This window comes from Duganella sp. GW821-FHT07G03, from assembly GCF_059418605.1.
The window spans coordinates 66,286-85,880 of sequence record NZ_JBWKQE010000029.1 but is presented as its reverse complement, the minus strand read 5'-3'; the positions used below and the strand labels follow the sequence as shown (position 1 = coordinate 85,880).

General features: G+C 66.1%; 20 protein-coding genes. 12 read left to right on the top strand and 8 right to left on the bottom strand.

What is annotated here, in order from left to right:
* Positions 1-113: 113 nt before the first annotated feature.
* Complete coding sequence (locus tag AC07OK_RS27355; RefSeq protein WP_494693218.1) at positions 114-962, bottom strand: NmrA family NAD(P)-binding protein; 849 nt, start codon at positions 960-962, stop codon at positions 114-116.
* Between the two features lie 126 nt (positions 963-1,088).
* Between AC07OK_RS27355 and AC07OK_RS27350 the strand changes: the two genes are divergently transcribed.
* From AC07OK_RS27350 to AC07OK_RS27305, 10 genes are all read left to right on the top strand, one after another.
* Positions 1,089-1,508 carry a winged helix-turn-helix transcriptional regulator gene (locus AC07OK_RS27350; protein WP_494693217.1) on the top strand — a complete coding sequence of 140 codons (420 nt, stop codon included), beginning with the start codon at positions 1,089-1,091 and terminating at the stop codon, positions 1,506-1,508.
* An 87-nt stretch (positions 1,509-1,595) separates the two neighbouring features.
* Complete coding sequence (locus AC07OK_RS27345; RefSeq protein WP_494693216.1) at positions 1,596-3,791, top strand: ATP-binding protein; 2,196 nt, start codon at positions 1,596-1,598, stop codon at positions 3,789-3,791.
* Between the two features lie 134 nt (positions 3,792-3,925).
* Positions 3,926-5,047 (top strand): GGDEF domain-containing protein, encoded by a 1,122-nt coding sequence (locus AC07OK_RS27340; protein WP_494693215.1) that lies wholly within the window; start codon positions 3,926-3,928, stop codon positions 5,045-5,047.
* A gap of 3 nt (positions 5,048-5,050) precedes the next feature.
* On the top strand, positions 5,051-5,260 hold the full coding sequence (locus tag AC07OK_RS27335) for a hypothetical protein (RefSeq protein ID WP_494693214.1): 210 nt from the start codon (positions 5,051-5,053) through the stop codon (positions 5,258-5,260).
* Between the two features lie 68 nt (positions 5,261-5,328).
* Entirely contained in the window at positions 5,329-5,892 is a 564-nt protein-coding gene (locus AC07OK_RS27330) for a phasin family protein (RefSeq protein WP_494693213.1), read from the top strand.
* 121 nt (positions 5,893-6,013) lie between these two features.
* Positions 6,014-7,654: a VRR-NUC domain-containing protein gene (locus tag AC07OK_RS27325; protein ID WP_494693212.1), complete on the top strand. Its 1,641-nt coding sequence runs from the start codon at positions 6,014-6,016 to the stop codon at positions 7,652-7,654.
* Positions 7,651-9,996, top strand: coding sequence for an ATP-dependent DNA helicase (locus tag AC07OK_RS27320; protein WP_494693211.1), 2,346 nt, complete (start codon positions 7,651-7,653; stop codon positions 9,994-9,996). The genes AC07OK_RS27325 and AC07OK_RS27320 overlap by 4 nt, the downstream gene beginning before the upstream one ends.
* 140 nt (positions 9,997-10,136) lie before the next feature.
* Positions 10,137-10,337, top strand: coding sequence for a hypothetical protein (locus AC07OK_RS27315; RefSeq protein WP_494693210.1), 201 nt, complete (start codon positions 10,137-10,139; stop codon positions 10,335-10,337).
* A gap of 127 nt (positions 10,338-10,464) precedes the next feature.
* Positions 10,465-11,037, top strand: coding sequence for an adenylyl-sulfate kinase (cysC, locus tag AC07OK_RS27310; protein WP_494693209.1), 573 nt, complete (start codon positions 10,465-10,467; stop codon positions 11,035-11,037).
* A complete protein-coding gene (locus AC07OK_RS27305; RefSeq protein ID WP_494693208.1) occupies positions 11,025-12,482 on the top strand; it encodes a Wzt carbohydrate-binding domain-containing protein in 1,458 nt (485 codons plus the stop codon). Before cysC ends, AC07OK_RS27305 begins: the two co-directional genes overlap by 13 nt.
* Here the strand turns inward: AC07OK_RS27305 and AC07OK_RS27300 are convergent.
* From AC07OK_RS27300 to trhA, 7 genes are all read right to left on the bottom strand, one after another.
* Entirely contained in the window at positions 12,439-13,176 is a 738-nt protein-coding gene (locus AC07OK_RS27300) for a LytR/AlgR family response regulator transcription factor (protein ID WP_494693207.1), read from the bottom strand. The two genes, AC07OK_RS27305 and AC07OK_RS27300, sit on opposite strands and share 44 nt — an antisense overlap.
* Positions 13,177-13,179: 3 nt before the next feature.
* Complete coding sequence (locus AC07OK_RS27295; protein WP_494693206.1) at positions 13,180-14,259, bottom strand: sensor histidine kinase; 1,080 nt, start codon at positions 14,257-14,259, stop codon at positions 13,180-13,182.
* Between the two features lie 2 nt (positions 14,260-14,261).
* Entirely contained in the window at positions 14,262-14,969 is a 708-nt protein-coding gene (locus tag AC07OK_RS27290) for a LiaF transmembrane domain-containing protein (RefSeq protein ID WP_494693205.1), read from the bottom strand.
* Between the two features lie 8 nt (positions 14,970-14,977).
* On the bottom strand, positions 14,978-15,355 hold the full coding sequence (locus tag AC07OK_RS27285; protein ID WP_494693204.1) for a LiaF transmembrane domain-containing protein: 378 nt from the start codon (positions 15,353-15,355) through the stop codon (positions 14,978-14,980).
* Positions 15,356-15,461: 106 nt separating this feature from the next.
* Positions 15,462-15,620, bottom strand: a complete 159-nt coding sequence (locus AC07OK_RS27280) for a hypothetical protein (RefSeq protein ID WP_494693203.1) — start codon at positions 15,618-15,620, stop codon at positions 15,462-15,464.
* Positions 15,621-15,760: 140 nt separating this feature from the next.
* Positions 15,761-16,642, bottom strand: a complete 882-nt coding sequence (locus AC07OK_RS27275) for a LysR substrate-binding domain-containing protein (protein ID WP_494693202.1) — start codon at positions 16,640-16,642, stop codon at positions 15,761-15,763.
* Between the two features lie 40 nt (positions 16,643-16,682).
* Positions 16,683-17,300 (bottom strand): PAQR family membrane homeostasis protein TrhA, encoded by a 618-nt coding sequence (gene trhA / locus AC07OK_RS27270; protein WP_494693201.1) that lies wholly within the window; start codon positions 17,298-17,300, stop codon positions 16,683-16,685.
* A 277-nt stretch (positions 17,301-17,577) separates the two neighbouring features.
* Between trhA and AC07OK_RS27265 the strand changes: the two genes are divergently transcribed.
* Positions 17,578-17,973 carry a BlaI/MecI/CopY family transcriptional regulator gene (locus tag AC07OK_RS27265; protein WP_494693200.1) on the top strand — a complete coding sequence of 132 codons (396 nt, stop codon included), beginning with the start codon at positions 17,578-17,580 and terminating at the stop codon, positions 17,971-17,973.
* Positions 17,970-19,574, top strand: coding sequence for a peptidoglycan DD-metalloendopeptidase family protein (locus AC07OK_RS27260; protein ID WP_494693199.1), 1,605 nt, complete (start codon positions 17,970-17,972; stop codon positions 19,572-19,574). The genes AC07OK_RS27265 and AC07OK_RS27260 overlap by 4 nt, the downstream gene beginning before the upstream one ends.
* The last annotated feature ends 21 nt before the right edge of the window (positions 19,575-19,595 follow it).

Genomic DNA, 19,595 nt, shown 5'->3' with positions numbered 1-19,595 from the left:
ATGGTTCAGGTCCATGTGCCGCAAGGTGTGGGGGTTCGAGTCCCTCCGTGGGCACCACAAAATTCCGCAAAAAAGCCTCCATCGAGCTGAAAAGCAGATGGAGGCTTTTTTCATTACAGCGCCGCTTTGACGGCTTCCGCCAGCGTGATGGTCGGATGGCCGATCAGCCTGCCCAGCGTGCCGCTGCGGTCATCCAGCGCGCCCTTGGCGGCCTGCGCATCCGAATCGGCGATCAATTCTGCCAACGGCGCCGGCAGGCCGACCCCCACCAGCATCTCGCGATACTCCTGCTGCGGCAGGTTATGGAAAGGGATGTGCTTGCCCGACTGGCGCGACACTTCGTCCGCCAACTCGCCCAGCGTGAAGCCATGATCCCCCGCCAGCTCATACACTTGCTCGACCGCCTGCGTGCTGGTCAGCACGGCGGCGGCCGCGTCGGCGTAATCGGCGCGGGCCGCCGCCGCGATCCGCCCCTCCCCGGCGCCGCCGGCCAGCGCGCCATGCGCCAGCGCCCCGCCCAGGCCGCCCGTGTAATTTTCCACGTACCAGCCGTTGCGCAGCAAACTGTACGGCAAGCCGGAGGCGCGCACCGCCGCCTCGGTCTCGCGGTGCTCGGCCGCCAGCGCCAGCGTCGACGTATCCGCATGCAGCACGCTGGTGTAGGCCAGCAGGCCGGCCTTGGCGCGCACGGCGGCGTCGATGACGTTGCGGTGCTGCGGGCCGCGCTGACCCAGTTCGTTCGACGAGATCAGCAACACCTTGCTCGCGCCGTGGAAGGCGGCGTCCAGCGAGGCCGGATCGTTATAGTCGGCGCGCCGCACCTGCACGCCCTGCGCTGCCAGGTCGGACGCCTTGGCGACATCGCGCACGGCGGCGACGATCTGTGCGGCAGGGACGGATTTCAGCAGGCGGGCGATCACCAGACGGCCCAGTTGGCCACTTGCACCAGTAACGATAATCATGTTGTTTTCCTTCGAATAGGCTGCCACGGGGAGGTTTCCGCGCGGTTGGGTCTATAATAAGACCTATACTTACGAATTGTAAGTACGTACAATTTGGTAAGTACCCCTGACCGGAGGAAGAACAATATGAACCCAAGCAAATCCAGCCGCTCCCTGCGCAAAGCGCTGGCCGGCAAGCCGGGCGCCCCGCGCGCCCATGTGCTGGCGGCCGAATGCCCGTCGCGCGCCGTGCTGGGCCACATCACCAGCCGCTGGGGCGTGCTGGTGCTGGTGGTGCTGCTGGACGGCACCCACCGTTTCAGCCAACTGCGGCGGGAGATCGGCGGCGTCAGCGAGAAGATGCTGGCGCAGACGCTGGACGCGCTGGCCACCGACGGCATGGTGCTGCGGGTGGCGCATCAAGTGGTGCCGCCGCACGTGGAATACAGCCTGACGCCGCTGGGGCGCCAGGCGGCCGAGCGGCTGGAAGTGCTGGTCGACTGGATCGAGGACAACTTCCCGCTGATCCGGCAAGCCCAGCAAGACGCGACGCTGGCGGCGGCCTAAGCCTAAGCCAGCAGAAAGGCTTGACCCGGCCCGCCCATCCTGTGACACTGGCTGCTATCACGTACTGCGGAGCGGATACCCTCACCCATGCAGCCGTCACTCCCCCATCAGCCCAACATCGTGTTGATCGCCACCAACACGAACTACGACCTCGCCTTGCTTAGAATCATGCTGGCCCGCCACGGTTTGGAGGTCGAGCTGGTGCGGCGCGGCGACGAAGCGCTGGCGCTGGCCGCCGGCGGCAAGGTCGCGCTGGCCTTGCTCGACGTGGCGCTGGCCGGCAGCGCGCGGCTGGAACTGTGCCTGCGCATGCGCGCCGCCTGCGGCGACAGGCTGCCGCTGTTCCTGCTATCCGGCAGCCCCAGCCCCGACGAGCGTGAGCGCGCCCGCGAAGCCGGCGTCAGCGCCTACCTGCCGCTGTCGCTGCCCACCGAAGACATCGCCGAACGCGTGCTGCTGGAGCTGAAAGTGATCGCCCCAGCCCCGCCGGCGGCCGACATGCCGACCATGGCGACGCTGGAAGTCAATTACCACCACATGCTGTCCGGCTCGCCGGACGCCATCTTGCTGATGCAGCGCGGCAGCAACCGCGTGCTGGACGTCAACCGCCAGACCCGCCTCCTGTTCGGCGCCACCGAGACCGAGCTGGTGCAAGCCACCCTGCCCGCGCTGTGCCCGCCGCAACAGCCGGACGGGCGCAGCTCGGCCCAGGCCTTCGCCGGCTACGTCGACCAGGTGATGGCCGGCGGCGTGCAGGTGTTCGAGCTGACGGTGCTGCACAGTTCCGGCCGCGGGATCCCGTGCGAACTGCGCATGGTGCCGCTGAACACGCCCGAACACCGCCTGATGCATGTGCGCATCGTCGACATCAGCAGCCGCAAGCTGTCCGAGCAACTGCGCGACGGCAAGAACCAGGTGCTGGAAATGATCGCGCGCGGCGCGCCGCTGGCCGACACGCTGGAACGCCTGACCCTGCTGATCGAATCGCAGGCGCCGCCAGTGCTGTGCTCGGTGATGCTGGTGGCGCCGGACGGCGCCCGGCTGCTGACCGCCGCCGCCCCCAACCTGCCGGCCGACTACCTGGCGGCCATCGACGGCATGGCGTCCGGTCCGCTCGCGGGCTCCTGCGGCACCGCCGTGCACCGCAAGGAAACGGTGGTGGTCAGCGACACCTTCAACGATCCGCTGTGGGCGCCGTTCAAGGACATCGCGGTCCAGTACAAGCTGCGCGCCTGCTGGGCCATGCCCATCCTGCTCGACCCCGGCACGGTGTTGGGCAGCTTCGCCATGTACTACCGCGAGCCGCGCAGCCCGACCGAGGACGACCGCCGCCTGATCAAGGCCGCCAGCCACCTGGCCGGCATCGCCATCGCCAGCACCCGGCGCGAGGCCGAACTGCTGCGCCACCGCGAACACCTGGAAGAGCTGGTGCAGGCCCGCACCGCCGAGCTGCTGCGCGCGAAAGAGGAAGCCGAACACACCAACGAAGAGCTGACCGCGGCGCTGGAGAACCTCAGCCTGACGCAGGAAGAACTGGTGCGGCGCGACAAGCTGGCGGCGCTGGGCGCACTGGTGGCCGGCGTGGCCCACGAGCTCAACACGCCGATCGGCAACTGCCTGACCATGGCTGGCAGCATGAGCGAACGCACGGCCGAGCTCCAGCGCGACCTGGAGGGCGGGCTGCGGCGCTCGGCGCTGAAAACCTATCTGCAACAAGCCGCCGACGCCGACGCCGTGGTGATGCGCAACCTGAACCGCGCCGCCGCGTTGGTGGCCGGCTTCCGCCGCATCGCGGTCGACAGCGCCAGTTCGCAGCGCAGCCGCTTCGTGCTGGGCGACCTGGTGGCCCAGTTGCTGCAATCGACCCAGGCCGCGATCGAGCAGCATGGCATAACGCTGGTCGAGGAAGTCGAACACTGGCTGGAGCTCGACAGCTATCCCGGCCCGCTGGCCCAGGCGCTGGAAAACCTGATCGACAACTGCATCACGCACGGCTTCAACGGCCGCAGCCACGGCACCATCACGATCCGGGCGCAAGATACCGGCAACGGCGAGATCGCCATGTCGGTGACCGACGATGGCGACGGCATCCCGAGCGCCAACCTGCCACACATCTACGATCCCTTCTTCACCACCCGGCTCGGCGCCGGCGGTTCCGGCCTGGGTTTGTACATTACACACAACATTGTCACCGGCGTGCTGGGTGGGCACATCGACGTCGTCAGCCAGCTGGGCGCCGGCACCACCTTCACCATGCGCCTGCCCCGCGTGGCCCCACTGTGACCCGGACTCAACAATTTTCCTTCGCGCAATTATTGCAGCCGTATAATAGGTTGTATCAGACCGGCAAACAGCCGGCGCCTAGCGGAGAGACCCGTCCCGTGCACCCACATCCTGCCCAGCCTGCAAAGATGGACATGGCAAGCCTGCGCTGCGAATTCAGCGACGCCACGGCCGAACGCGCCTTCCTGCGCCACCACTTGGCCATGACGCAGGCGCAATTGCGCGTGACCTTTGTCTTCTGTTCCCTGTTCTACCTGTGCTTCGCCGTCACCGACGTGATCTGGCTGGGCTACAGCTCGCGCACGGCGGTGCTGGTCAGCGCGCGCCTGCTGGTGGCGGCCGCCGCGCTGGCCAGCCTGGTGCTGCTGCGGCGCCGGCCCGATTCCATCCCCGTCACGCGCGGCGTGGCCAGCGTGGTCGAGATGGCGGGCGCGGCCGGCTTCCTGCTGATCGCCGCACTGCGCCCGGGCGAGTTCTCGCTGCACGCGATTTCGATGTCCATCGTCATCATCGTGATCTACATCTACATTCCCAACCGCCTGCTGTACGCGGCCGCGGTCGCGGCGCCGGCCACGCTGGGCTTCATCGTGCTGGCCCAGCAGCTGGGCGACCTGCGCCGGGTCGAGCTGGCGACGATGGCGGCGCTGCTGACGCTGACCAATGTGTTCGGCTACGTGGCGGCGCGCCGCTACCAGCTGCTGCTGCGCGACGAATACAGCGCGCAGACGGTGCTCAAGAACCTGTCGGTGCGCGATCCGCTGACCGGCTGCTACAACCGGCGCCACCTGCACGAACAGCTGCTGGAAACGGAAATCTCGCGCGCCCAGCGCTACCGCCTGAGCCTGGCGGTCATCATGAGCGACCTGGACCACTTCAAGGCGGTCAACGACACCTACGGCCACAACGGCGGCGACGCCGTGCTGCAACGCTTCGGCGCCCTGCTGCAATCGATGACGCGCGACGGTGTCGACAGCGTGGTGCGCTACGGCGGCGAGGAATTCCTGCTGATCCTGCCGGAGACCGACCTGGCCGGCGGCGTCCTGCTGGCCGAACGCCTGCGCCACGCGCTGGCCGACACGCCGGTCGAGTACGCTGGCCAGCAGATCCATATCACCGCCAGCTTCGGCGTGGCCAGCGTCGACTTCGCGACCTCCACCCATGAAGCCCACCTCAACATGATCGCCTCTGCCGACGAATTGCTGTACGCTGCCAAGAACAGCGGCCGCGACCGCGTCTGCTCACGACAACTGGTGTAGAACATGATCCACATCAAGCGATACACGCTGGCCGCCGCCATGCTGACACTGTGCTGCACCAGCCTCAACGCCGGTCCGGCGCCGTGGTATAAGTGGCGCAGCAAGATCGACAACTATCTCAGCTGCTCGCAGACGCCGCTGGGACCGGGCTGGGAAAAAGACTCGGGCCCCTATAAAGATAGCCGTTGCGAAAAGTTGGTTCTTGCTAAATAATGGGGTCGCAATAACAGGGGGAACCCCGGGGCATTACTGGCTACATTTCATCACTTTGAGGAGACTGTATGTTTACAAATCCCGAACAATTTGCCAACGCCACCAAAGCACTGTTTGAATTTCAGCTTGAAACCTTCAACAGCCTGACCAGCAAAGCTGTGCAAGGCGTCGAGCAAGTCGTCGCCCTGAACATGGCCACCGCCAAAACCCAGCTGGAAGACGGCCTCGCCACCGGCAAGGAAATCAGCCAGGCCACCGATCCCAAGGCCGCCATGTCGCTGGCCGCCGCCAAGCTGCAACCAGGCGTGGCCGGCGCCGCCGCCTACAACCAGCAACTGGGCGGCATCATCGCCGAGATCCGCGAAGAATTCACCCGCGCCGCCGACGCCCACATGACCGAAGCCAAGAGCACGCTCAGCGCGCTGATCTACGACGTCACGAAGAACGTGCGTCCCGGATCGGAGAACGCGGTGCAGATCGTCAAGACCGCGATCGACAACGCCTTCAGCGGCTACGAGCAGGTGACCAAGGCCACCAAGCAGGCGGTCGAAGCGGTGGAAACGCAAATCGCCAAGGCCAGCGCCCTGGTCGATCAAAACACCGACAAGCCAGCCAAGGCCGCGAAAAAATAAACCCGTTCAACTCCCCGCACCAGCCAGGCCCGCGCGCCTGGCTTTTTATTTTTCTGGGCGTCAGCCACCAAATACGATACACTGTACATAAACACAGTTATCGCGGCAGCTTATTCCAGCAATGATCAAAGTTCTAGAAAATCCCTTGTACTACCTGGACAACTTCCATCAGGTACTGACGTGGATAGGCGACCGCTACGACGACCTGCTGACCGCCGAGGAGCGCGGCTTCCTCGCGGCGTTTCCCACCCTGCCGCTAGCCTCACGCGCGCTGTTCGTGCGCATGGTGATGCGCAAGGGCACGGTGTTCCGCGCCAGCAAACTGGCGTACGCCGAGATCGGCAGCACGCATGAAGCGGCCCGTCCGTTGGCAGCGCTGGGACTGATCGAGGAAGACCCCGCGCTGAACCTGGACCAACTGTTCGAACTGCTGCAAAAACCCGAGATCGGCAAGATCTTCCAGCTGCCCCCGCACCTGCGCCAGCTGCGCAAGGCCGAGCAGCTGGAAGCGCTGCGCGCGCAGTACGAAGGCGAACACCGCTACTCCGGCTGGTACCAGGGCTCGGGCGACCACTGCTACCGCAACCTGACGCAGGAACTGTGCGACCGCCTGCGGCTTATCTTCTTCGGCAACTACCACCAGGACTGGACCGAGTTCGTCCTGTCCGACCTCGGCATCTACCAGTACGAAAAGGTCGACTTCTCGCCGGCCGCGCGCGGCTTCCGCAGCCGCCGCGACATCGACGACTTCCTCGCGCTGCACCGCTGCCACGAACGCTTCATCGAAGGCGAAGCGCCGGCCGACGTGATCCGCGACCTGCCGCCCTGCCCGGCCGACAACGAATGGCTGCGCAGCCGCCGCGACAAGCTGACCTTCCAGATCGCCCAACACCTCGAAAAGCTGGCCGACTGGCCGGCCGCGCACGCGCTGTACGCCGGCTGCAACTACCCCGGCGCCCGCGCGCGCGCCGTGCGCGTGCTGGAAAAAGACGAACAGCCGCGCGCCGCCTTCGAGCTGCTGCAAGCGGCGCTGCAAGCGCCGGAGAGCGAAGCCGAACGCCAGCAACTGCTGCGCATGCAGCCGCGCCTGGCGCGCAAGCTGGGCCACGCCAAGCCGGCGCCGCACGCGCCCGCGCAACCGCTGCGCATCGACCTCAGCCTGCCGCCGCCGCAAGAAGCCAACTACGTCGAGTTCGTCGTGCGCGACCACCTGACGCGCGACGACGCCCCGGTCTACTACGTCGAGAACGCGCTGATCAATTCGCTGTTCGGCCTGCTGTGCTGGGACGCCGTGTTCAGCCCGATACCGGGCGCCTTCTTCCATCCCTACCACCGCGGCCCGGCCGACCTGCACAGCGCCGATTTCCAGCGCCGCCGCGCGCAGCAGTTCGCCGCCGCGCTGGCGCAGCTCGACAGCGACCAGTACCGCGCCACGATACGCGCCAACTTCGCCGCCAAGGCCGGCATCCAGTCGCCCTTTGTGTACTGGGAGACGCTGGACCCGGCGCTGCTCGACCTGGCGCTGGACTGCATCCCGGCGCTGCACCTGAAGCGCGCCTTCGAGCGCATCCTGGCAGACATCAAGGCCAACCGCAGCGGCTTCCCCGACCTGATCCAGTTCTGGCCGGCCGAGCGCCGCTACAACATGATCGAGGTGAAAGGCCCCGGCGACCGCCTGCAGGACAACCAGCTGCGCTGGATAGCCTACTGCGCCACGCACGACATGCCGATCTCGGTCTGCTACCTGCAATGGGCTGCATGAGCACACCTCGCTACACGATCGCCGTGCGCGCGCTGTGCGAGTTCACCGCCAAGACCGGCGACCTCGACCTGCGCTTCACGCCGTCGCCGACGGCGCAGGAAGGCATCGCCGGCCACGCCGTCGTGACGGCGCGGCGCGACGACGATTACCAGACCGAGCTCGCGCTGTCCGGCGACTTCGGCCCGCTGCGCGTGCGCGGCCGCGCCGATGGCTACGACCAGCGCGCCCGGCGCCTGGAGGAAATCAAGACCTACCGCGGCGACCTGAAGAAAATGCCGGACAACCAGCGCCAGCTGCACTGGGCGCAGGTCAGGATCTACGGCCACCTGCTGTGCGCCGACCAGGGCCTGGACCAGGTCAAACTGGCGCTGGTCTACTTCGACATCGGCAGCCAGAAGGAAACCGTGCTGCAGGAAGAGCACACGGCGGCCAGCCTGCAAGCCTACTTCGCGCAGCAATGCACGCTGTTCCTGCATTGGGCGCAGCAGGAAATGGCGCACCGCGCCGAACGCGACCTGCAACTGAAGGCGATGCGCTTTCCGCATGCCGACTTCCGTCCCGGCCAGCGCCAACTGGCCGAAGCCATGTACAAGGCCAGCAAGCGCGGCGTGTGCCTGCTGGCGCAGGCGCCGACCGGCATCGGCAAGACCGTCGGCAGCCTGTTCCCGATGTTGAAATCCAGCGCCGAGCACGGCGTCGACAAGCTGTTCTTCCTGGCCGCGAAAACCTCGGGCCGGCAGATGGCGCTGGACGCGGTCGACGTGATCCGCGGCGGCGCCCCGCTGCTGCCCTTGCGCACGCTGGAGATGGCGTCCAAGGCCAGCGCCTGCGTCAACCCGGACAAGGCCTGCCACGGCGACTCCTGCCCGCTGGCCAGGGGTTTCTACGACCGTCTGCCGGCCGCGCGCCAGGCCGCGCTGGACCTCATGCGGCCGCCCGCGTCCGCCGACGCCGCCCCCACCCTGCTCGCGCTGGACCGCGACACGCTGCGCGCGGTCGCGCTGGCGCACGAGGTCTGCCCCTACTACCTGAGCAGCGAGATGGCGCGCTGGTGCGACATCGTCATCGGCGACTACAACTACTACTTCGACCTCAGCGCCATGCTGCACAGCCTGACCCTGCTGAACGACTGGAAGGTCAACGTGCTGGTGGACGAGGCCCACAACATGGTGTCGCGCGCGCGCAAGATGTATTCGGCCGACATGGAGCACGCCGCGCTGCGCCTGCTGCGCAAGCTGGTCCCGGAAGAATTGAAGAAGCCGCTGGACCGCGTACACCGCCAGTGGAACCAGCTGGAAAAAGACCAGTCGGCCGAATACCAGTGCTACGCCGCGCTGCCGGAAAAGTTCATGGGCGCGCTGCAGACGGCGGCCACCGCCATCTCCGACTACATGGCCGACCATCCGTCGTATGTCGACGCGGACTTGCAGGCCTTCTACTTCAACGCGCTGCTGTTCACGCGGCTGGCCGAAAGCTTCGGCGAGCACGCGCTGTTCGATATCGAAAAGTCGGAAGGCGCGCGCGCCAGCCATTCCAACTCCGTGCTCTGCCTGCGCAACATCGTGCCGGCGCCCTTCCTCAAGCCGCGCTTCGAGAGCACCCACAGCACCGCGCTGTTCTCGGCCACGCTCAGTCCGTGGAACTACTTCGGCGACATGCTCGGCATGCCGGACACCACGGCCTGGGTCGACGTCGAATCGCCGTTCGTGGCCGAGCAGCTGTCGGTGCAGGTGGCCGCCCACATCTCCACGCGCTACCAGCACCGCCAGCAATCGCTGCGCCCGATCGCCGAGCTGATGGGCGAGCAGTACCGCCGCCAGCCGGGCAACTACCTGGCCTTCTTCAGCAGCTTCGACTACATGGACAAGGCCGCCAGCCAGTTCGCCGAACGCTATCCCGAGGTGCCGGTGTGGCGCCAGTCGCGCCGCATGGACGAGGCGGAACGGGCGCAGTTCCTGGCCCGCTTCACGCTCGACAGCGAGGGCATAGGCTTCGCCGTGCTGGGCGGCTCCTTCGGCGAGGGCGTCGACTTGCCGGGCGCGCGCCTGATCGGCGCCTTTGTCGCCACGCTGGGCCTGCCGCAGGTCAACCCGGTCAACGAGCAGATCCGGCTGCGCATGGACGCCATCTTCGGCGCCGGCTACGACTACACCTACACCTTCCCCGGCATGCAGAAGGTGGTGCAGGCGGCCGGCCGCGTGATCCGCACGCAATCGGACCGCGGCACCGTGCACCTGATCGACGACCGCTTCGGCCGTCCGGAAATACAACAGCTGATGCCGGCCTGGTGGCGCATCGAACGCGCCGCCGCCCCGGCAGGAGTATCGTTGCTAGCAGTTTGATAGTGATATGCAATCCACAGTCGCCGGTACGTCTGCTATATTTCTCCCACATACTAGCTGCGCCCCGCCTTCGCGCATCCTCGTAGATGTTGTGCGACTCACCCCGACTCCGTGAGCCTTCAGTTTCCAGGACTGCGGCCATGAGACCTCGGGAAAATACGCGTATTGCCGATGCGATCCAGCACGCCATCATCATCGACGCCACGGCGGGCGCCGCCCACGCATGGGCGTTTCTCAGCGCCCTGGGCGTCCCCGACCACACCATACTCCGTGTACTATCCGACCGCTCACGGCGGCGCGGCAGCCACCAGCATGTTCCTGACCGGCTGGAGAATATGTAGCATTGCATGGCGCAGAATGTCGCTATGTATTGCGTGTTAGAAAATGTAAATTTCAGCCACTGGCCTACTGTGCGCGATACCGTTTGGCATAACATTGAGCCGAACATATCGAATCAGCGAGGTGAACATGGGCGACTCCTTCCGGCTGGCGCCGACCCAACGTGCGGGCGTGGTGTGGCTGTCCGGCTTGTCCGGCGCGGGGAAATCGACCGTGTCCATTCAGCTCAACAGCATGCTGGCGGCGGCCGGGCTACGCACCGTGCTGCTCGACGGCGACCAGCTGCGGCAAGGCCTGTGCAAGGACTTGCGCTACAGCGCCAGCGACCGGCGCGAAAACCTGCGCCGCGCCGCCGAGGTGTGCCGCCTGTTCACCGAGACCGGCGCCATCGTCATCGCCGCCTTTGTCTCGCCGCTACAGGCGGACCGCGACATGGTGCGGGAACTGGTCGGTGCAGACTTCCTCGAAGTGTATTGCAGCGCGCCGCTCGAAGTATGCGAAGCGCGCGACGTCAAAGGCTTGTATGCGCTGGCGCGGCAAGGCCGCATTCCCGACTTCACCGGCGTCTCGGCGCCGTATGAAGTGCCACGCGCGCCGGAACTGATGCTCGACACGGCCGGTCAGCCGGTGCGGCAGTGCGCCGCGCAGATACTCAAGCTGCTCCATCAACGTCATATCATCAGCCTCCCATGCCTCAATTGAAAAAAGCCTACTCCGGCCGCGTCATCTTCGATCACCTACCCAAGACCGGCGGCAGCGCGGTCGCCCGTTGGCTGGCACGTGGCCTGGGGACGGGCTGCGTCTCGCCGCATAGCGACGACGAGCACCAGAGTCTGATACGCCGCCACGGCGGCCAGTACAGCGTGCTGTGCGCGCACGTCAGCTACCTCAAGGCGGAAGGCCTCGATCCACGCTATAGCTATGCGACGCTGTTGCGCGAGCCGCTGGACCGCATCCTGTCGTCGCTGTATTTCGCGCTGACCAACCATGGCGACGACCAACTGTGGGGAATGGTGCCGCTGGTGCGCCGCTTCCTCGACAGCGACGGCGCCGACCTGGCTGAGCGCCTGCTGCCGCATGTATCGAATCCCTACGTCGAGCATTTCTGCCGCATCGACGGCGACGGCACAGAGGACCCGCCGACGCGCCTGCGCAAGGCGTTGGCGGCGCTGCAGCGCTACGAGGTGGTGGGCGTCTACGAGCAGTTGAAAAGCTTCCTGGCGAGCTTCGGTGCGTTGCTGGAGCAGGCGGACATGCCGCAGCTGGAGCGCGTGAACGCCACCGTCAGCCGCCCCGGCGCGGCGCAGGTATCGCCCGCCTTGCGCGCGCGGCTGCTGGAACTCAATCAGCTCGACCTTCAGCTGTACCAGGCCGCGCGCGTCATCGCGGCCAGCAGGCCGGCGGCTGCGGCGACGGCAAGCCGCTGGCGACACTTCGAACGCGCGCCCGCCTACAGCGTGCGGACCTCCGACCTCGCCATCGCGCGGGCGACGCTGCGCGACGGCGATGAAATCACAGCGGGCAGCAGCCTGCACATTGATCTGGAGCTGACGGTCGCACGCCGCGTGCCGCAGCTGCTGTTGGGCATACACATCAAGGACAGCGACGGCCGCCTGGTCTACGGAGTCCACAGCGGCATGCTGGGCGCGTTGCAGGATGGCCTGGACGCCGGCCGGCATCGGCTGAGCTACCGCGTCACGGCGGCGCTGCCCGCCGGCAGATACACGGCGGGATTCGCGGTGGTCGAACTATTGAAAGACGGCCAGCGCGACCTGGCCTGGCACGATAGCCTGTGCGACTTTGAAGTGCAGCTGCCCGCATCGACCATGGGCATGGGTTATGCCGACCTGTCCGCGCAATTGCTGACGGATGCGGCGCCGCCGGTGGTCGATGCTGCGATCCTGCATGCACCCGGCGCGCTGCTGGCGCACACGCCGCCGCCGGCGTGGCGCCCGGCGAACGGCTGGCATGGCATGTGGATGTCGACGCCCCCACCGCGCCCGGGGCCTATCAGCTGGTGCTCACCGCGCTCCAGGAACACGTCGCGTGGTTCGAGCACCTGGGCTTTGAACCGGCGCGGCTGGTGCTGCGGGCGACCTGACGCTACTGAAGCACAGCGCGGATTTTCTGGTAGCCGCTGCGGCTGACCGGCACCTTGCCGCCGTCCTTGAGTATGGCGACATAGCTATCCTTGGTGGCCTGCTCGATGCGGTCCACGCAAGCGATGTTGACGATCCATGAGCGGTGGATGCGCAGGAACTGCTGCGCGTCGAGCTGTTCTTCCAGCTCCGCCATGCGCTGGTTCTTCAGGTAGGACTTGCCTTCCGAGCGTATCTGCACGTAGTCGTCCTGCGCTTCGATGACCTCGATCTTGTCGCTGTTGATGACGTGGACCTTGGCGCCGTCGCGTATCAGCACACGGCCCAGCGGCTTGTTGCGGCCGGCCACCTCGCGCACCATGCTGGCCAGCGCGGTATCCCCTTCCGGCTTGCCCAGATTACCGCGCGCATGCGCCAGCGCCTGGTCGAAGCGCTGCTGGCTGAAAGGCTTGAGCAGGTAGTCGAGCGCGTGGAACTCGAAGGCCTTGATCGCGTACTGGTCGAAGGCGGTGGCGAAGATGTAGCGGGTTTTGCCGCCCGCCAGCTCGGCCACCTCGAAGCCGTCCAGCTTCGGCATCTGGATATCCAGGAACACCAGGTCCGGCGCCAGCTCGGTGATCGCCTTGACCGCCTCGAAGCCGTTGGCGCATTCGGCCACCACTTCCACATCCGGATGCTCGGCCAGGTACTCGCGCACCACACCGCGCGCCAGCATTTCATCGTCGACGATAATGACACGCATACTCTACTCTCCCTCTTCGCCTGTGTGCGCGGGCATCGCGATGTCCACGCCAAAGCTGTTGTCGACACGTCCCCAGTGGATGCTGGCTTCGTGTTTGTAGGCGCCGGACAAACGCTGGCGCACATTGCTCAAGCCGATGCCGTGGCCATCGCTGCGGATGGACGCCATGTCCGCGTCGACCGGATTGTCGACGCGGATGTGCAGCATCGAACCGGCGCGCCGCGCCGTCACCCGTATCGTGCCGCCGTCCGGCATATTGCAGATGCCGTGCTTGACGGCGTTCTCCACCAGCGGCTGGATGATCATCGGCGGCACCAGGCAGGCGACCGCCTGGTCCTCGACCTGCTCCTCGACCTGCAGGCGCGCGCCGAAGCGTACCTGCTCGATTGCCAGGAAGTGGCGTATCAGCCGCATCTCCTCGCCCAGCGTGACTTTTTTATGCGCCTCCATGCCCAGGCTCTGGCGGAAGAAGCTGGCCAGTTCCAGCGTCATGCGGCGCGCCGCCTTTGGGTCCTGCGAGGTCAGCGCGCTGATCGAATTGAGGCTGTTGAACAGGAAGTGCGGATCGATCTGCGTGCGCAGCATGCGCAGCTCGGCCTCCTGCGCCATCAGCAGCGATTCCAGCTCGCGCTGCTCGGCGCCCTTGGCGCGCACGAATTCGATCACCAGGTAGTGCACCGCCGCCGCGAAGCCGTACAGCAGGATGCCCAGGCCGACGATCAGCGCCGACAGCTGCGGGCTGAATGCGATGCCGGCCCACGAGACATCGAGCATCAGACAGGCGCCGTTCCAGGCGCGCCCCACCGCCAGCCACAGGAAGCCCGACACCACCGCCGCCACCGTCAGCACCAGCGCGGTGGCGCCGGGCCGGCTGCCGCCCAGCGGATAGGCGCGGCACAGGTAGTAGGACGAATAACCCGCCGCGAACGCGTACAACAGGTTCAGCGGAATCGCGAACATCATGGCGTTGGCGGCCGGCGCATCGTTCGCCAGCGAGATCACGCCGCCCAGCGCGATCCCCAGGAACAGCCACACCAGCAGGTAGATGGTGATGCCGCGCCGGCTGGAGGAAATCTCCTGCATGCCTAGTTACGCACTTCCAGGCCGCCCATGATGGCGTAGCCGCGCACGATCAGGCGCTTGCCCGGCGTGGCCGGCGGCACGGTCTTTTCTTCGAAGCCACCCATGATGGGCGTGCCTTGCAGGACCACGGTCCAGTCGATCGGCACCTTGATGGTGATCCCGCCGAACATCGAGAACACGTTCAGCACCGCCTCGCCGTTGATCGAACTTTGTCGCAGGTCCAGGTCGCAGCCGCCCATCACCGTGGTGATCTCGCCGCCGCGGAAGTCCGGCGACGTGATGCGGCGCTTGAAGCCGCCCATGACGGCCGTGATGTTGATGACGGCGTCGTCGCTGCTCGTGTCCAGCAGCTCGCCGCGCTGCTCGAACAGCCAGCGGCTGTTGGGGGACCGGAACACCACCGACAGGCCGGCGGCGATCAGCAGCAGCGGCCACAGCGAGCGCCAGCTGATGGAGATGAAGCCGGTTTCCTTCAGCAGCATCATGCCGCCGACCAGGATCAGCGCGCCGCCGACGATGGCGCCGGACGACGACCGGGTTTGCAGCACCTTCAGGATGCCGAAGAAGATCAGCGCGGTGGGCCACAGGTGTAGCGTGAATTCCAGGTCCAGCCAGCCGAGGTTATCGAGCAGGAAGATCATGCCCATGGCCACGACAAACAGGCCGACCACCATCTGCGAGGCCGGATTCCTTTGACGTTTGTCTCTCATTTTCTCTCTCATTTCGACTCCCTGGTCGCTGCGAAGATATTGTCCAGCAAAGGCCGCAACAGCATGCCGACGCCGGTGGCCACCACCAGCGCAGGCCAGGTTTCGCCGAAGCCCCAGCCCCAGATGTGGTTGAACGATACATACCACCAGCCGGCGAAGAAGATCTCCCACAGGCCGCTCAGAAAATAGCGCGGCGTGGTCGGCGGGATGATTTTGGTGAGGCCGGAAATGACCAGCAGCCAAGGCCACCAACGCCAGAAGTTCATCGGGTTGAAATCGAGGTCGATGATGTCGGCGCGGTCCAGCAGCAGCAAGCAGCCGGCGATGATCAAGCCGGTGCCCCAGACGATTTGCTGGCGCCAGCGGTAGGCGGTGTAGATACTCATGTTAGTCCCCCAAGTCGGTATGGATATAACAATACCGGGGAACGGCTGGCGGGGAAACCGCTATTCGGCGAACGGCGGAAAAGGGACGGTGAACGGCGAAAGCGGATCAGGAGCGGCCGTTGCCGACCTTGGCTTCAAACATCAGCATGCCCCAGCCCAGCTGGCGCCGGATCTCTTCCGGCGTGGGCGGCGGCTGGACTTCATGCGAGCGGCGCTCCAGATAGGCGCGCACCAGAAACTTCGAGGGATGAGTAGTCTGCGACATGATGGCCTCCCGGCGGCGACGCATTGTTGGTGCCGATACTTGAGGCTATCGGCTCACCTGCTGCCGGTATTCCCAAGCACGCAAGGCCAGTGTAGCGCCGCACCGGATGGCTATCTGTACGGCGCCGCACACTGGAAACCTCAGAGCTTCTGCTGCAGGAACTCGAGGAAGCAGCTGATGCGCTGGGCCAGCTGCGTGTTGCGATAGTAGACCGCGTGGATCTGCTGGCAGTAGCCGGTGTTGGCCTCCACCAGGATGGGCACCAGGCGGCCCGCCTCGATGTCGGCGCGGGTCATGAAGTCCGCCAGGCAGACCACGCCCTGGCCGGTCAGCGCCAGCTGGCGCAGCGTCTCGCCGCTGGAGGCGGCGATCGACGGCGTGATCGGCAGGCTGTTGCCAGCCGCATGGCGCAGCGGCCAGTTGTTGCCCTGCTCGTACTGGGCGAAGCCGATCAGCGAATGGCGCGCCAGGTCCTGCGGCGTTTCCGGCGTGCCGTGGCGGCGCAGGTAGTCCGGGCTGGCCAGCACGTGCAGCGGGCTCGAAGTGAGCGCGCGCGCATGCAAGGTCGAATCGGTCAGCGTGCCGATGCGGATGGCGATGTCGGTGCGGTGCTCGATCAGATCGGTGATCTGGTCGTTGCTGCTCAACTCCAGCTTGATCTCCGGGTACAGGGCGCGGAACTCGGCCATGTGCGGTACCACGCAATGCAGCATGAAGGGCGACGCGGCGTCGACGCACAGGCGTCCGGCCGGCTTCTGGCGGCGGATGCGGATCGACTCCTCGGCTTCTTCCATGGCGCCGAGGATGGCGCGCGCGCGTTCGAGGAACAGGTGTCCCTCTTCGGTCAGCTCCATGCGGCGCGTGGTGCGCGTCAGCAGCGACGTCGCCAGCTTGTCCTCCAGCCGCGACAGCGCGCGGCTGACGCCGGACGTGGTCTGGCCGAGGTGGACCGAGGCGGCACTGAGGGTGCCGCTGTCGATCACGGTGATAAACGTTTTCAGGTCGTCGGAATTAATATCCACTGGTGCTCTACTCTCGAAATCCAACAGTTGTACAGGTGCTTCACGCTACATACAGCAAGACCGCGCCGAAATGGCAGGCGCTGCCGCCCAGCACAAACAAGTGCCAGACGCCGTGGCCGTAGCTCCATTTGTGGTCGGTGACAAAGAAGGCGATGCCCACCGTGTACACCACGCCACCGGCCGCCAGCCAGGCGAATCCGCTCCAGCCCAGCGCGTCGATCAGCGGGCTGGCGCCAATCACGCCCACCCACCCCATCGCCACGTAGATAAGCAGCGACAGGACGCGCGCGCCCTTGGCAAACCAGATTTCCTGCAAAATGCCGATCAGTGCCAGGCCCCAGACCACGCCGAATAGCGACCAGCCCCACGCTCCACGCAGGCTGACCAGCGTGAACGGCGTGTAGCTGCCGGCGATGAGCAGGTAGATGGCGCAATAATCCATCTGCCGCAGCACGTCTTTGGCGCGGCCGCGCAGGCTGTGGTACAGCGTCGACGTCAGGTACAAGCCTAGGAGCGTGGCGGCATAAATGCTGAAGCTCACCACTTTCCAGGCGTCGCCGGTGCGCGCCGCCAGCACAATCAGCAAGGTGCCGCCGATTGCCGCGAGCGCGGCGCCCACGGTGTGAGTGATGCTGTTGAAGCGCTCTCCGTAATACATATGTGTTTCCAATACAGTGAGGCAGCGGCGGAAAGCTGCGGCCCCAAGCATTGTATAGCGCATTTCATAACGGTGCTGCCGGTTTCAAGCGAAGACCCACGCCACGCCACCTTGCGGACTGTCCGGCACGACCGTACAGAATTGGCAATTAGCAAAAACTTAATCGTAACATATAGAGAATTAATATAAAGCAATGTTACAAATTTTTAGACAACAGATTGACTGGCGTGCGACATGTGTCGCATAATCATCCCATCTGTCGCAAAGAGGTTTAGCCATGTCCACGTCCATCCCCATCCCATCCGTCAGCGAGCTGACCTTGCTCAAAGCACTATGGAAACACCAGCCGCTGAGCGCGCGCGAGCTGCACGACGCCGTCGCCGAAGAACTGGGCTGGTCGTTCTCCTCCACCCGCAAGACGCTGGACCGCATGCTCGACAAGCAGATGCTGGCCCAGCACACGGCGCACGGCGTCAACGTCTACAGCGCGCGGCTGGAAAAGGTCGGCACGCTGGCCGCCTTCGCCCGCGATTTCGGCACCCGCGTCATGGAAATGGCGGCGCCGCTGCCGGTCACCATGTTCACCGGCAGCAAGCTGGTCGACCAGGCTGAATTGGCGCAGCTGGAGCAGATGCTCCAGGACTGGCCGTCCGACGCGGCCGGCAAGCCATGATGCTGGTCTATGTGATGCTGTTCAAATGGATGCTGGCCAGTGTCAGCTGCCTGCTGGCCGGCGCGCTGGTGTGGGCGCTGCTGGCGGTCGCGCTGCGCCGCTGGCCGGCCTTGCTGCCGCGGCGCGCGCTCTGGCTGGCGGCACAAACCGTGACGGCCGGCGCCGCGCTGCTGGCACTGCTGCCGCACAGCGCGCAACACAGCCTGGCGCCGACGGTGACGTTGAGCGCAGCCGAATCCTCGGCCATCCGCTCCGGGCTGCCGGCGCTGGCGGGCGAGCGTAGCGCCGCCGGCAGGCCGGGCGACAAGATGTCCGGCGCCGATGCGACGGAGCCCGATGCCACCGCCGGCGATCTCGACCTGCCTCCGCTCCCCCTGCTCCTGCCCGCGCTGTGGACCTTGGTGTACGCAGCCGGCCTGGCATGGATGCTGGGCCGCCAGCTGCGCGCGCGGCGCGTCTGGCGCGGCTTGCTGGCCGCCTCGCAGCGCCTGTCGCCGGAGGATTTGCTGGCGCATGGCGCGTTCGACGGCGCCCAGCTGGCGGACATCGCTCGCCACCGCCTGGCCGTGATGGAAACCGACGCCGCCATTTCGCCGATGCTGGTCGGCGTGCGGCGCCCGGTGCTGCTGCTGCCGCGCCACCTGCGCGGCTTCAGCGCCGAGCAGCAGCACATGGTCATCGCCCACGAGCTGCACCACTGGCGCGCACGCGATCCGCTGTGCCTGGGCCTGGCGGCCTTGCTGCAAACAGTCTTCTGGTTCAATCCGGCGCTGCGCTGGATGAACGGCAAGATGGAATGGGCGCTGGAGCTGATCTGCGACCAGCGTGTGCTGGCGGGCCGTCCGCAACAGCAACGCAAACAATATGCCGCAGCCCTGCTGCTGCAATGGAAAGCGCAAACGGCCGCCATGCCGACCGGCGGCGTGGCCTTCGGCGGCGTCGATGGCGCCACCGCCGCCGCACGTATCCGCCAGATGCAGCAGGCGGCGCTGCCGGTGCTCAGCGGCGCGGTCGCCTGGAGCGTCGCCGCCTTGATGGCCGCCGTACTGGCCGGGGGCGCCATGCTGCAACCGGCGCTGGCCTTCACCACCAGCCAGCAGCCATACGCCGCGCCGGCGCCCGCCGATCCGCCGCTAGCGGCAAAAGCCACCGAAACCGCCTGGCGCAACCCGCTCGACAAAATGCGCGTCACAGGTTTGTTCGGCGTGCGCCGCACCGTGCTGGTGACGCCGCACAAAGGCATCGACATCGCCGCGCCGAGCGGCACGCCGGTGCATGCGGTGGCCGGCGGCGTGGTCGTCAGCGCCGGTGTGCTGACCGAAAACGGTGGCCGCTACGGCAAAACGGTCATCCTCCAGCACGGTGCCGAACGCTCGCTGTACGCCCACCTGACCAGCACGAACGTCAAAGCCGGCGCCATGGTGGAAGCCGGGCAGCAGATCGGCACCGTCGGCGAGACCGGCTTCGCCACCGGCCCGCACCTGCACTTCGAAGTCCGGCAGGATGCAGACCTCATCAACCCGGCCACCAAGCTGGCCAACCTGGACGCCTACACCACCAAGCGCGCCTTGCGCCTGCGCCAACAGCAGCAAGGCTACTAACCCAACGCCACCGATGCCCAC